General features: G+C 42.5%; 12 protein-coding genes. 10 read left to right on the top strand and 2 right to left on the bottom strand.

Translation table 11 applies throughout. The features are described from left to right. Positions 1-89 precede the first annotated feature (89 nt). The 9 genes from O3651_RS04700 to O3651_RS04660 all read left to right on the top strand — a co-directional run bounded on the left by O3651_RS04700 (position 90) and on the right by O3651_RS04660 (position 11,806). Entirely contained in the window at positions 90-2,534 is a 2,445-nt protein-coding gene (locus O3651_RS04700) for a bifunctional DnaQ family exonuclease/ATP-dependent helicase (protein ID WP_371609717.1), read from the top strand. A gap of 115 nt (positions 2,535-2,649) precedes the next feature. Beyond that, the gene (locus O3651_RS04695) at positions 2,650-3,624 is read left to right on the top strand and encodes a YeiH family protein (RefSeq protein ID WP_371609716.1); all 975 of its coding nucleotides are present in this window, start codon (positions 2,650-2,652) and stop codon (positions 3,622-3,624) included. A 12-nt stretch (positions 3,625-3,636) separates the two neighbouring features. Continuing rightward, complete coding sequence (locus O3651_RS04690; RefSeq protein ID WP_371609715.1) at positions 3,637-4,869, top strand: FtsW/RodA/SpoVE family cell cycle protein; 1,233 nt, start codon at positions 3,637-3,639, stop codon at positions 4,867-4,869. Positions 4,870-4,905: 36 nt separating this feature from the next. Continuing rightward, positions 4,906-5,454 (top strand): DJ-1 family glyoxalase III, encoded by a 549-nt coding sequence (locus O3651_RS04685; protein WP_371609714.1) that lies wholly within the window; start codon positions 4,906-4,908, stop codon positions 5,452-5,454. 122 nt (positions 5,455-5,576) lie between these two features. Continuing rightward, a complete protein-coding gene (locus O3651_RS04680) occupies positions 5,577-6,155 on the top strand; it encodes an HAD-IA family hydrolase (protein ID WP_371609713.1) in 579 nt (192 codons plus the stop codon). Between the two features lies 1 nt (position 6,156). After that, entirely contained in the window at positions 6,157-8,106 is a 1,950-nt protein-coding gene (gene gyrB / locus O3651_RS04675; protein WP_314481813.1) for a DNA topoisomerase (ATP-hydrolyzing) subunit B, read from the top strand. 85 nt (positions 8,107-8,191) lie between these two features. Beyond that, positions 8,192-9,916 (top strand): septation ring formation regulator EzrA, encoded by a 1,725-nt coding sequence (gene ezrA, locus O3651_RS04670; protein WP_371609712.1) that lies wholly within the window; start codon positions 8,192-8,194, stop codon positions 9,914-9,916. 100 nt (positions 9,917-10,016) lie between these two features. Further along, entirely contained in the window at positions 10,017-10,664 is a 648-nt protein-coding gene (gene serB / locus O3651_RS04665; RefSeq protein WP_371609711.1) for a phosphoserine phosphatase SerB, read from the top strand. A gap of 8 nt (positions 10,665-10,672) precedes the next feature. Further along, a complete protein-coding gene (locus O3651_RS04660) occupies positions 10,673-11,806 on the top strand; it encodes a glycerate kinase (RefSeq protein WP_371609710.1) in 1,134 nt (377 codons plus the stop codon). A 130-nt stretch (positions 11,807-11,936) separates the two neighbouring features. On the opposite strand, the gene O3651_RS04655 is transcribed toward O3651_RS04660, so the two are convergent. Together O3651_RS04655 and O3651_RS04650 are read right to left on the bottom strand one after the other, a co-directional pair. After that, positions 11,937-12,287 (bottom strand): nuclear transport factor 2 family protein, encoded by a 351-nt coding sequence (locus tag O3651_RS04655; RefSeq protein WP_371609709.1) that lies wholly within the window; start codon positions 12,285-12,287, stop codon positions 11,937-11,939. Beyond that, positions 12,284-12,742: a DUF1694 domain-containing protein gene (locus tag O3651_RS04650; RefSeq protein WP_239192310.1), complete on the bottom strand. Its 459-nt coding sequence runs from the start codon at positions 12,740-12,742 to the stop codon at positions 12,284-12,286. Before O3651_RS04650 ends, O3651_RS04655 begins: the two co-directional genes overlap by 4 nt. A gap of 184 nt (positions 12,743-12,926) precedes the next feature. On the opposite strand from O3651_RS04650, the gene eno reads away from it, so the two are divergent. Next, the gene (gene eno, locus O3651_RS04645) at positions 12,927-14,231 is read left to right on the top strand and encodes a surface-displayed alpha-enolase (RefSeq protein WP_015604660.1); all 1,305 of its coding nucleotides are present in this window, start codon (positions 12,927-12,929) and stop codon (positions 14,229-14,231) included. Positions 14,232-14,249 lie beyond the last annotated feature (18 nt).

Genomic DNA, 14,249 nt, shown 5'->3' with positions numbered 1-14,249 from the left:
AAAAGCAGAAATTTTGCACAAAATTAATTTTGGGGCTCAGCTTATTTTCAGATGTCTCAGGCTGGCATTTGTGATATAATCATAGCAGTATGACACAATCGAACTATAAATATGCTGTCATCGACTTGGAGGCTACAAGTGCGAACAGCAATGCAAAAATTATTCAAATCGGCATTGTCATCATTGAAAACGGGGTGATTTGCCAAACGTATGAAACAGATGTGAATCCGCATGAGACTCTGGATGAGCATATTAAACAGCTGACAGGATTGGATGATCAACGCTTGCGCCAAGCTCCGGACTTCTCACAGATTGCCCGTGAAGTTTACGAGCTGATTGAGGATGCGATTTTTGTCGCCCATAATGTCAAGTTTGATGCCAATCTATTGGCAGAAGCTCTCTTTTGGGAAGGTTTTGACCTGCTGACTCCAAGAGTAGATACGGTGGAACTAGCTCAGGTTTTCTATCCGACTTTTGATAAATATGCCTTGGGGAACCTGTGCGAACTTCTGGAGATTCCTCTGGAAAATGCTCATACCGCTTTGGCAGATGCTCAGGCGACAGCTCAGCTATTTCTAAAAATCCAGAAAAAGATGGCAGGACTGCCAAAAACTTTGCTAGAGAAGGTTCTGGAATTTTCCGATAGTCTCATCTATGAGTCACGGCTAGCGATCGAAGAGATTTTTCAGTCGATGCCAGACTATTCTGGTCAGGCTTTGCAGGAGACGTACGGTATCTTTTTGAAAAAGCCGAGAATCCTGCCGCCTGAAAAGAAACTTTCTCAGGACTTTCTGACCAACCTTTATCTGCTGGGATTGGACGAGCGCCCTGAGCAGTTGAGATTTGCGCAATATGTGACTGAGGCGCTTAGTCAGACTGCGGCTAGCTTTTTGGAGGCCCAGACAGGGCTTGGCAAGACCTTTGGCTATTTATTGCCTATTTTGGCTCATGGTCGGGAAAGAGTCTTGGTGACCGTTCCAACGAAGATTTTACAGGATCAACTGATACAAAAGGAAGGTCGACTCTTAGAGGAAGTCTTTCATATCTCCTTTCATAATCTCAAAAGTCCCGAAAATTATCTGAAACTAGATCATTTTTATCAAAGTCTCTCGGTCTTGGATGATAATCGACTTGTTAATCGTTGCAAAATGCAGCTTTTGATCTGGCTGACAGAGACCGAGACGGGTGATTTAAATGAAATCGGTCAGGCTTATCGTTTCGAGTCTTATTTTAGCCAGATACGCCATGATGGGAAATTAAGCAAGCATTCGCTCTTTTATCAAGAGGATTTTTGGCGACTGGGGCAGGTCAAGGCAGCTAGCAGTCGTGTCGTGATTACCAATCATGCTTATCTTTTGACGCGCCTTGAAGATGACCAGTCTTTGCTGGACAATCGGATGCTGGTTGTGGACGAGGCTCAAAAAATGTTTTTTGCCTTGGAAAGTTTATCGCAGGCCTGCATCAATTTGACCAAGCAATTGCAAACTATCAGTCAGGCTCTACAGACAGAAAAACGGATTTTACAAGAACGCATCCTGCAAAGCATCCAATTTGAATTGGCGGATGCTGCTGAAAAGCAGCGGGGTAAGACCAGTGAATTGGATTCCAAGAAAATAGCCAAGCTACGTCAGGATGTGTCTGAGCTGGATGAGAGCTTGCTGCCAGAGCTCAGGGAATTGTTTTCAATCAAGTACCAATACTATTGGCTAACGGAAGAACAATTTGCAGACCATCGGGTGACAAGGCTTCATGCTGGGCGCTCAGAACTCATGAGATTTAAGGATTTCCTGCCTGAGACAGTCAAGGTGATCTTGGTTTCTTCTACTTTGGAGATTAGTTCCAAGGTAAATTTGCCTCAATTACTAGGTTTTGAGGATTATCATTTTTATAAACTTCCTCAGCAAAAAAAGCCCCTGCAGAAACTTTTTTTAGATCTAGATTTTCCAGATGTGGTAGAGTTATCAACGCAGGAATATGCTGAGAGTATTGTCGCAAGCTTGGAGAGTTTAGCTCTACTGAATCTGCCGATGGTGGTTCTCTTTACTTCCAAGGATTTATTGCTGGCCACTTCAGACCAGCTGACCTTGACGCATTTGGCCCAGTATAAGAACGGCGAGCCAGCCAATATCAAGCGTCGTTTTGACAAGGGAGAGGCCCCTATCTTGCTGGGAACAGGCAGTTTCTGGGAAGGAGCGGATTTTGCTCAGCAAGAGCAAATCATTCAGCTGATCACGCGGATTCCTTTTGATAATCCCAGAGACTTCTTTGTGCAAAAGATCAATCATCATCTGAAGGCAGAAGGCAAAAATCCTTTTTACGATTATCAGTTGCCGTCGGCTATTTTACGATTGAAGCAGGCCATGGGGCGAACCCGTCGCAATGAACACCAGAAGTCGGCGGTTATTCTTCTAGACAAGCGTATTTCAACCAAGCGCTACGGTCGGCAGATCCAGCAAAATCTAAACCAGCTGGCATCTCTAGAAATGCTTTCTCAGCCGGATATTGTAAAGGAATTAAAAGAATTTTTCGACTAAAACTGCTTGAAAACAGTCAATTTTATCTGGCTGTTTTTCTAAATGATTGCAAATTTTCTCGGCTACTGATGCCAAAAATCTGCTATAATGAAAAGAATAGGAAGAAGGTTATGACGTGAAAAAGAATCTACCAGGAATTGCTCTATCGTTTGCGATAGCAGCTGTTTCCATTTGTTTAGGGAATTGGTTTCCGCTGATAGGATCCAGTGTGTTTGCCATTGTCTTAGGTATTTTGCTTAGCAATTTATGGAAACTGCCTGACTCTTTTCAGTCGGGATTGACCTATGCAGGAAAGAAACTACTTCAATATTCTATTATTTTTTTAGGCTTTTCCATGTCAATTGGCAAGGTCTCTGCAACGGGTTTGTCTTCTTTGAAGATTAGTATTTTGACTATTTTGATCGCTTTTCTTGCGGCTTATGCCGCTGGGAAATTCTTCAAAATGAGACGTGTTTTAACTATTTTGATTGGCTTTGGAACGGCAATCTGTGGTGGTTCAGCTATTGCAGCAGCTTCGCCTATTTTAGAAGCAGAAGAAGAGGATATTGCTCTTTCCATTTCAACCATCTTCTTTTTCAATATTTTAGCTGTTTTTATCTTTCCTTTTCTGGGGCATCTCATGCAAATGTCTGATGCCTATTTTGGGACTTGGGCAGGGACGGCCATCAATGATACTTCGTCAGTCGTTGCGGCGGGTTATACTTACAGTCAAGCAGCGGGAGATTTGGCAACTATTGTCAAACTAAGCAGAGCCTTGATGATTGTACCAGCCTGCCTCATCTTTGCAGGCTATCGATATGTTCGAGATAAGCGGTCAGCTCAAAAAGTAGACTTGAAGAAGATTCTTCCATGGTTTATTTTGTGGTTTGTCCTGGCTTCTGTAGTGAGCAGTTTGGGAATTTTTCCATCAAATCTAGTTCCTTACACAAAGCTGTTGTCCCAATGGCTGATGGCTATGGCCTTAGCCGGGATTGGAGCCAAGGTTTCATTCAAACAGTTCAAGGAAGCTGGAGCGGGTCCTTTATTAACCGGAGCTTTTGCTTGGTTCTGCGTCGCAGTTTCTAGCTTGATTATCCAATATTTTTTGTAAGAAAGGAAAATTATGCCTTCACAGCAAAGAACATTTGAGTCTCGGATTGATTACAGCTTGCTTTTACCTGTCTTGCTCTTACTATCAATCGGAGTTACGGCTATTTATATAGCGGTTAGTCATGATTATCCAAATAATGTCTTGCAGATTGTTGGTCAGCAAGTTGTTTGGATTTTATTAGGCTTTCTGATTAGCTTTATCGTTATGTTTTTTAACACTAAGTTTCTTTGGAAGATGACACCTTTTCTGTATATTCTAGGCTTAGGACTTATGGTTCTTCCGCTTGTATTTTATAGTGAGAGCTTAGTGGCTTCTACAGGGGCGAAAAACTGGATATCTATTCGCGGTGTTACTCTCTTTCAGCCATCTGAATTTATGAAAATCTCATATATTTTGATGCTTTCGAGAGTTGTAGTGAAGTTTCTGCAGCAAAATAAGAACTATGAGCGGACCATTGCTTTAGATCTCTTTTTGATTGTAAAATTAGCATTATATACCTTGCCGGTTTTGTTGCTTTTGGCCTTGCAGAGTGATTTAGGAACAGCCCTAGTATTTGCTGCAATTTACTGCGGCATTGTTCTCTTATCTGGTGTTTCGTGGAAGATTATTCTACCGGTTTTCTTGACAGTATCCCTTCTTTTTACTGTCTTTATGTTGATCTTTATTTCAAATGGTGGCCGCGCTTTTCTCCATGGTTTAGGGATGCCGACTTACCAGATTAATCGGATCTCAGCCTGGCTCCATCCGTTTGAATATGCTCAGACAGTAACCTATCAGCAGGCACAAGGACAGATTGCTATTGGAAGTGGTGGTTTGCTAGGTCAAGGATTTAATGTCTCAAATCTTCTAGTACCTGTCCGTGAAAGTGATATGATTTTCACCGTGATTGCGGAGGATTTTGGTTTTCTTGGTTCGAGTTTGGTGATTGTTATTTATCTGTTCTTGATTCATCGTATGCTTCAGATTACTATTAAGTCCAACAATCAGTTCTACACCTATATCTCGACCGGTCTCATTATGATGCTGCTCTTTCATATTTTTGAAAATATTGGTGCTGTGACAGGGATTTTGCCTTTGACAGGGATTCCTCTTCCTTTCATTTCTCAAGGTGGCTCCTCCATCGTCAGCAATCTCATCGGAATCGGTCTCCTACTGTCTGTCTCTTATCAAAATAGCTTAGAAGAGGAGAAGCATGCGGTGACTCCGCCTGTTCGTAAAAAAATTGTACTTAGAAAAATAAAATAAGAAGTGGATACCTTGTATCCTAGAAAGGTGTTGTACATGAAAAAAGTAGCTCTCATGTTAGCCAATGGCTTTGAAGAAATTGAAGCCCTCACTGTTGTCGATGTCTTGCGTCGCGCAGGCTTTATCTGTGATATGATTGGTTTTGAGAAGTCTGTGACAGGCTCTCACCAGATTACTGTCAAAGCCGATCAAGTCTGGAATGGGAATCTATCTGCTTATGATATGGTCGTTCTTCCAGGCGGTATGCCAGGATCAACAAATCTGCGAGATGATGACCGCTTGATGGAAGTTCTACAGGAATTTCAAGCAGAAGGTAAATTTGTCGCAGCGATTTGTGCCGCTCCGATTGCTCTTGACCGCGCAGGTCTGCTGAATGGCAAGAACTTTACTTGCTACGATGGAGTGGAAGCAAACATTGAGAAGGGTAGCTATCAGAAGCAGACCGTTGTCGTAGATGGAAAGCTAATCACCAGCCGTGGTCCATCTACAGCCCTTCCTTTTGCCTATGAGTTGGTTCACCAGCTAGGCGGAGATGCGGATCAATTGGCAAGTTCTATGCTTTTTAAAGATGTTTTTGAGAAGTAAAAGATTCACTCGATTTTCGGGTGAATCTTTTCTGTCTAAGTTGGATGAAAAATCTATGAAAATATGCTATTTCATCATAAATAAAAGCCCTTTTCTTCAAAAAATATGATATAATAGAGGGTATGAATTATCAAGATTACATCTGGGATTTGGGTGGAACTCTCTTGGATAATTATGAGACTTCAACCGCAGCTTTTGTCCATACCTTGCAGGACCTTGGTCTGACTGCGAGTCATGATGAAGTTTATAAGGCTCTCAAGGTCTCAACAGATTATGCAGTCCGCCAGTTTGCCCCTGGAAATAAGGAATTTTTAAAGGCTTATAAGGCGAACGAGGCCAAGGAATTAGAACATCCGATCTTGTTTGAGGGAGCTTCAGAATTATTAGCACAAATTATCCAGCAGGGTGGCAGAAATTTTTTGATTTCTCACCGAGATGATCAGGTGTTAGAGATTTTGCAGAAGACGCAGATCAGTGTCTATTTTACAGAAGTAGTGACAGCTACTAATGGTTTTAAACGCAAGCCAGACCCTGAGTCTATGCTGTATTTAAAAGATAAATACCAGATTGAGTCTGGTCTGGTTATAGGAGATCGACCGATTGATATCGAAGCTGGTCAGGCGGCAGGATTTAGCTGCTATCTCTTTGATAATATGAGAAATCTTGAAGAATTTGTAGATATTGAACTAGAAAAGGAATAACATGACAGAAGAAAAGCAACAAGACATACAAGCGCAAGAATATGACGCCAGTCAGATTCAGGTCTTGGAGGGCTTAGAAGCCGTTCGGATGCGTCCTGGTATGTATATTGGTTCGACCTCCAAGGAAGGTCTGCACCACTTAGTCTGGGAAATTGTTGACAACTCGATTGATGAGGCCCTGGCTGGCTTTGCCACTCACATTCAAGTCTTTATTGAAAAAGATAATTCTATTACAGTTGTTGACGATGGTCGAGGAATTCCCGTTGATATTCAGGAAAAAACAGGCCGTCCGGCTGTAGAAACCGTCTTTACTGTCCTTCACGCAGGAGGAAAATTCGGCGGTGGCGGCTACAAGGTCTCAGGAGGTCTGCACGGTGTAGGGTCTTCCGTTGTAAATGCCCTGTCCACTCAGCTGGATGTCCGCGTTTATAAAAACGGCCAGATTCATTACCAAGAATACCGTCGTGGTCATGTAGTCGCGGATCTAGAAGTCATTGGCGAGACGGATCGTACAGGTACGACCGTTCACTTTACGCCAGATCCAGAGATTTTCACTGAAACAGTAGAATTTGACTTTGAGAAGCTTAATAAACGGGTGCAGGAATTAGCTTTCCTCAATCGTGGTCTCAGAATTTCCATCACTGATAAGCGAGATGGAATGGAGCAGGTCAAGGATTACCACTATGAGGGTGGGATTGCCAGCTATGTTCAATACATCAATGAAAACAAGGATGTTATCTTTGATACGCCGATTTACACTGATGGCGAAATGGACGATATTACGGTTGAAGTGGCCATGCAGTACACGACTGGCTACCATGAAACAGTCATGAGCTTTGCCAATAACATCCATACCCACGAGGGTGGAACGCATGAGCAAGGTTTCCGGACAGCCCTAACTCGGGTTATTAATGACTATGCCAAGAAAAATAAACTTCTCAAAGAGAACGAAGATAATCTGACTGGGGAAGATGTGCGTGAGGGACTAACAGCGGTCATCTCTGTCAAGCACCCCAACCCTCAGTTTGAAGGTCAGACCAAGACCAAGCTGGGCAATAGTGAAGTAGTCAAGATTACTAACCGCCTCTTCAGTGAAGCCTTCTCTGATTTCCTTTTGGAAAATCCTGCGGTGGCTCGGAAAATCGTTGAAAAGGGAATTTTGGCTTCTAAGGCAAGAATTGCTGCTAAGCGAGCTCGGGAAGTAACCCGCAAGAAGTCTGGTTTGGAAATCTCTAATCTGCCAGGGAAATTGGCTGATTGCTCGTCCAACAACCCACAGGAAACAGAACTCTTCATCGTGGAGGGGGACTCAGCGGGTGGTTCAGCTAAGTCTGGGCGTAACCGTGAATTTCAGGCTATTTTGCCGATTCGCGGTAAAATTCTCAACGTTGAAAAAGCCAGCATGGATAAGATTCTGGCTAATGAAGAAATCCGCAGTCTCTTTACTGCTATGGGAACTGGTTTTGGGGCTGACTTTGATGTCAGCAAGGCTCGCTATCATAAATTAGTCATCATGACTGATGCGGACGTGGATGGAGCTCACATTCGGACTTTGCTCCTGACTTTGATTTACCGCTACATGAAGCCGGTTCTGGAAGCAGGCTATGTCTACATCGCCCAACCACCCATCTATGGTGTCAAGGTCGGCAGCGAGGTAAAAGAATACATCCAGCCAGGTGCTAATCAAGAAGAAGAACTGCAAGCTGCTCTCGAGCGCTATAGCGAAGGTCGCTCTAAGCCGACGATTCAGCGCTACAAAGGTTTGGGAGAAATGGATGACCATCAGTTGTGGGAAACGACCATGAACCCAGAACACCGTCTAATGGCGCGAGTTTCTGTCGATGATGCAGCAGAAGCTGATAAGATTTTTGATATGCTGATGGGAGATCGTGTAGAGCCTCGTCGTGACTTTATCGAAAAAAATGCAGTATATAGCACACTTGATGTCTAAAAAGTTAGAAAAAACAACCATTACAAATGAATTTGTGATATAATCAATATGTTTGCTTTTTAGTAAAAGAATGAAGGAGTTTTATATGTCTAATGGACTGATTATTCTCATTATTGTAGTAGCAGCACTATTAATTTTAGGCTATTTTACTGCTATCTATATGAGAAAACGAAATGAAGCGAAGCTTCGAAGTTTGGAGGAGAAAAAAGAGGAACTTTACAATCTTCCCGTGAATGATGAAGTGGAAGAAGTTAAAAATTTACATTTGATCGGGCAAAGTCAAGTGACTTTCCGTGAATGGAATCAAAAATGGGTAGACCTCTCTTTAAATTCATTTGCTGATATTGAGAATAATCTCTTTGAGGCAGAGGGCTACAATAATTCTTTCCGTTTCCTCAAAGCCAAGCACGCGATCGAAAATATTGAAAGCCAAATTGATTTAATCAGTGAAGATATTCATGCGATTCGTCAGGCTTTAGAAGATCTCAAAAAACAAGAATCTAAAAATAGCGGACGAGTTTTACACGCCCTAGATCTGTTTGAAAATTTGCAGCATACTGTAGCTAGCAATCCTGACGCTTATGGACGAGCTCTTGCAGAAATTCAGAAGCAAATGGAAAATATTGAGTCTGATTTCTCTCAATTTGTAACTCTCAATTCTTCAGGGGATCCTGTGGAAGCGGCAGAGATCTTAGACAAAACAGAAGATCGTATCTTGGCACTGACACAGATCGTCGAAAAAGTTCCAGCAATTGTAGAAGACTTGACTGAGAAATTACCAGATCAATTAGAAGATTTGGAGTCTGGCTACCGTAAATTATTGGAAACCAATTATCATTTTATTGAGACTGACTTAGAGGCGCGTTTCCAACAACTTCGTGCTAGTTTGAAACGAAATGAAGAAAATCTTGCGGCGTTGGAGTTGGATAATGCCTTGTATGAGAATGAACAAATTCAAGAGGAAATCGATGCTCTGTATGCCATCTTTACTCGAGAAATTGAGGCTCATAAAGTCGTTGAGAAGTTGGTGAACTACCTTCCTGACTATTTAGAACACACTAAAGAGAATAACCAACAGCTTCAAAACGAAATGGAACGTTTATCACATTCCTTCTTGCTACCAGAACCTGAAATAAATCATATCAAGGATTTGAAATCTGAATTATCTGCTCAAGAAGCAGTCGTTCACTCTTCACTTGAAGATACAGCTGAAATGAAGAAACCTTTCTCATTGGTTAGAGAAGAGTTGGAAGCTATTCAAGACCGATTGAAAGAAATCGAAGATGAACAGATTGAACTTGGTGAGCAACTAGAAAAGATCGAAAAAGACGATGTCAATGCCCGTCAAAAAGTTACGATTTACGCCAATAAATTGCATACGATTAAGCGATTTATGGGAAAACGTAATTTACCGGGTATTCCAGAGTCCTTCTTAACAATTTTCTTTGGAGCAAGCGACTATATTGAGGAGCTGGCTAGAGAGTTGGAGGCAACTCGTGTGAATATCGAATCTGTTAACCGCTGGTTAGAGATTCTGGCAAATACAATGAATGAATTGGAAGAAGAGACATATCGAATCGTTCGAAATTCTACCTTAACAGAGCAGTTGCTACAATACTCTAACCGTTATCGTTCCTTCGATGATAATGTGCAGGCAGCCTTCAATGAATCCCTTCATGCCTTTGAAGCTGAATTTGACTATGCAAAATCTTTGGAAATTATTTCAAAAGCCTTGGATATTGTCGAGCCTGGAGTTTCAGCTCGTTTCACCAACTCATATGAAAAAACACGCGAAAATATTCGCTTCTAAGAAAGTTCCTTCGGGAACTTTTTTTCTTTGCAATCTAGCTTGTCTTGTCACTGAAAATCCTGTATAATACAACAAATTACAGAAAATATGAGGTGAACAGATGAGTCGGGTCAAAGGCTTATTGGTGATGGATGTCGATAGCACGCTTATTATGGAAGAGGGCATTGATTTGCTGGGCGAGGAAGCTGGAGTTGGGCAGCAAGTGGCTGATATTACCGAGCGAGCCATGCGCGGGGAACTGGATTTCGAGGCTGCCTTACGGGAGAGGGTTTTTCTCTTGGAGGGGCTTCCAGAAACTATCTTTTCTCAAATAGCTGACAAGATTCATTTCACGCCTGGTGCTAAAAAATTAGTAGATGAGCTGCATGCGCGTGGTTACAAGATTGGTTTGGTTTCAGGTGGTTTTCATGAAACGGTGGATAGGCTGGCTGATCAGCTAGGGATTGACTATGTAAAAGCTAATCGCTTGGAAAGTAAAAAGGGTTTCCTGACCGGTCGAGTTTTGGGAGATATTGTTACCAAAGATATTAAAGTTCAGATGCTGAAAGAATGGGCTCAAGAGAATAATTTGGAATTAAATCAAACTATTGCTATGGGGGATGGCGCAAATGATTTGCCTATGATTCAAACAGCCGGCATTGGAATTGCTTTTAATGCCAAGCAAATTGTAAGAGAGCAAGCACCCTATCAAATCAATGTTTATGACCTCTATCAAGTAATGGATATTTTAGATGGGAAGGAAAAATAGGAGGCATTATGCATATCTTGTTAGCACCAGATTCTTTTAAGGAAAGTTTGTCTGCCGTTCAGGTAGCAGAAGCCTTGAAAGAAGGTTTTTCCCAAGCCTTGCCAGAGGCTACTTTTGATTTGCTGCCTATCGGAGATGGCGGCGAGGGGACTGTAACTGCCTTGATTTCTGCTATGAAGCTAAAAGAGTTTCGTCACTGGGTGACCGGACCTTTCGGCCAGCCAGTCGAAATGAAATATGCAAGACAAGACCAGCTAGCTCTCTTTGAAATGGCAGATTTAGTGGGACTGGCTTTAATTCCTAAGGAAAAACGCAATCCTTTAGGCTTAGAAACCAGAGGGCTGGGGGAGCTGATCCTTTATTTAGCTGAAAATGGGGTCAGGAAGATTCTGGTCGGTGTTGGCGGCTCGGCAACGAATGATGGTGGAATCGGTATGGCAGCAGGTCTGGGCTATGAATTTTTTGATGAAAACAATCATCGACTGCGGCCTGTCGGTTCTTCTTTAGGGAGAGTTGCCCGAATTTCTGCGGAACGTGTTCCAACTTTCCTGAATAATATTGACATCGAAATTTTGACAGATGTGTCCAATCCTTTATGTGGGCAGCAGGGAGCGACTCAGGTCTTTGGACGACAGAAAGGCTTGTCTGAGTGGCTTCTTTCATCTGTCGATCAGGAAATGAGGAAGTTCTATGAACTGGCCAATCCGCAGATTTTCACCCAAGCTGGTGCTGGTGCCGGAGGAGGCATGGCAGCAGGGCTGGTCACATTTGCCAAGGGGAAAGTCGTGTCAGGAATTGATACCTGTCTGGATTTGTTGGATTTTGACCGCAGGGTTAAAGAAGCGGACTTGGTTGTTGTCGGTGAGGGGCGCATGGATAAGCAGTCTTTGGCGGGAAAGGCCCCAGTTGGAATCGCAAGGAGGACGCCAAAAGAGATTCCCGTTCTTGCGATCTGTGGCAGTTTGGCTGATGATTTGCCTCCATTTCCTAGGGAAAATATTCAAGCAGCTTTTCCCATTATCTCCCGAGTTGCGGATTTGGATGAAACCTTAGCTCAAGCGAGGGAAAATCTGGTTCGTACAGCTCGCAATATTGGCAACCTATTAGCCATCAAAAAAAGAGAGTGGGACAGAAATCGGTAATTCGTTAGAATTCGATTTCGTCGTCCCACCTCCGCACAGTTGAGCAGGGCTGTAAAAGCTGATGAAATCAGCGTAGTAGAGCCCGCTCAACCACTGCGTCTTGCTCGACAATCCAAAGACAATTAAGAGGCTAGGACTTTTGTCCCAGCCTCTTTTTCAGTAAATATTCGATCTCTTTGACAATTAAACCGTTTGCAAATTCAAATAGATCGCAGGAAAGTTCCCCGTGGTCATTAACCAAAATTGTTAGAATCCGACTTTGCTCAGAATTGCTGTGATAGTATTGGCAACTAAACTGTGCGGAACTGTTCTGATAGGCCTCCTTTATCCTGTGGAGGTAGGCTTCTTTTACCTGAATGATTTCTGAGGATTCTCCATGCAGCTCCCAGACGACATGCTCGTCTAAACAAGTTTGATAAATGTCCCAGTCACGCTGATTTTCCGCCTCGAAAAAGGCAAATAATTTCTCTAAATTCGTCATTTATGAAACATTTTTTTCCAAAGGGAGGTCTTCTTGAGGGGAGATGGTTTACTATCTGCTGGGTGGAGGACGTCGGCAAATTGCTTGCTCAAGTCCTTTTCTTCCACGGTCACAGGACGATCACTATGGATAACCAAACCGAAAGGAGAGGATTGGCAAAAAGCAGAGACGATGGTAGCCTCGCAGCCTAAGTCTTTGGCGGTTTTTAGGAAGAAAACCTGCTGGCTGGATATGACTTCAGGCGATATTTTGACTGTGACGGGCTGGTAGCTTTCAGTTATCTTCTCAACTATTTCTTTAAAATGCTGTTTTAGAAGCGAAGAATTGGCATCCGAAATAGAGCAGTAAGCAATCACTCGCTCTTCAAAAGTTTCCAGAAATTTGCGTTGTTCATCAGGATTGAGCTTAGCATTTCCCTGAGATTTTTCCATGATAATATTATTTAGATCTGTCATATTTCTAGTATATCATAAATAAAGGATTTCTGATTTTCAAACCGTTAAGAAAAAGATAGGATGTAACCGATTGCATTTCAAAAATTGTGATTTTTCAAGCAAAGCTGCTGTTTTTCCTTGAAAAAAAAGCGCTTTTGAGGTATCATAGACTAGTAAATAATTTTAAACAATAAGGAGAGTCAAAATGTCAATTATTACTGATGTTTACGCTCGCGAAGTCCTCGACTCACGCGGTAACCCAACACTTGAAGTAGAAGTTTATACTGAATCAGGTGCTTTCGGACGTGGTATGGTTCCTTCAGGAGCTTCTACTGGTGAACACGAAGCAGTTGAACTTCGTGATGGCGACAAATCTCGTTACGGCGGTCTTGGTACACAAAAAGCAGTTGACAACGTGAACAACGTTATCGCTGAAGCTATTATCGGTTACGATGTTCGTGACCAACAAGCTATCGACCGTGCAATGATCGCTTTGGACGGTACTCCAAACAAAGGTAAATTGGGTGCGAACGCAATCCTTGGTGTGTCTATCGCTGTAGCTCGTGCTGCTGCTGACTACCTTGAAATCCCACTTTACAGCTATCTTGGTGGATTCAACACTAAGGTTCTTCCAACTCCAATGATGAACATCATCAATGGTGGTTCTCACTCAGACGCTCCAATCGCTTTCCAAGAATTCATGATCGTACCTGCTGGTGCACCATCATTCAAAGAAGCTCTTCGTTGGGGTGCTGAAATCTTCCACGCTCTTAAGAAAATCCTTAAATCTCGTGGTTTGGAAACTGCTGTTGGTGACGAAGGTGGATTTGCTCCTCGTTTCGAAGGAACTGAAGATGGCGTAGAAACTATCATTGCTGCTATCGAAGCTGCTGGTTATGTTCCAGGTAAAGACGTATTTATCGGATTTGACTGTGCTTCATCAGAATTCTACGATAAAGAACGTAAAGTTTACGACTACACTAAATTCGAAGGTGAAGGAGCTGCTGTACGTACTGCTGCAGAACAAATCGACTACCTTGAAGAGTTGGTAAACAAATACCCAATCATCACTATCGAAGATGGTATGGACGAAAACGACTGGGATGGTTGGAAAGCTCTTACTGAACGTCTTGGTGGTAAAGTTCAATTGGTTGGTGACGACTTCTTCGTAACAAACACTTCTTACCTTGAAAAGGGTATTGCAGAAGGCGCAGCCAACTCAATCCTTATCAAAGTTAACCAAATCGGTACTCTTACTGAAACATTCGATGCTATCGAAATGGCGAAAGAAGCTGGTTACACTGCAGTTGTATCACACCGTTCAGGTGAAACTGAAGATTCAACAATTGCTGACATCGCAGTTGCAACTAACGCAGGACAAATCAAGACTGGTTCACTTTCACGTACAGACCGTATTGCTAAATACAACCAATTGCTTCGTATCGAAGATCAACTTGGTGAAGTTGCTGAATACCGTGGATTGAAATCATTCTACAACTTGAAAAAATAATTCATTCTAATGGAATGA

Origin of the sequence: Streptococcus sp. 27098_8_73 (assembly GCF_041432495.1) — a bacterium.
Classification (GTDB): Bacteria; Bacillota; Bacilli; order Lactobacillales; family Streptococcaceae; genus Streptococcus.
Note: the sequence above shows the minus strand (reverse complement) of the source record. Positions and strands in the feature narration are given on the sequence as shown.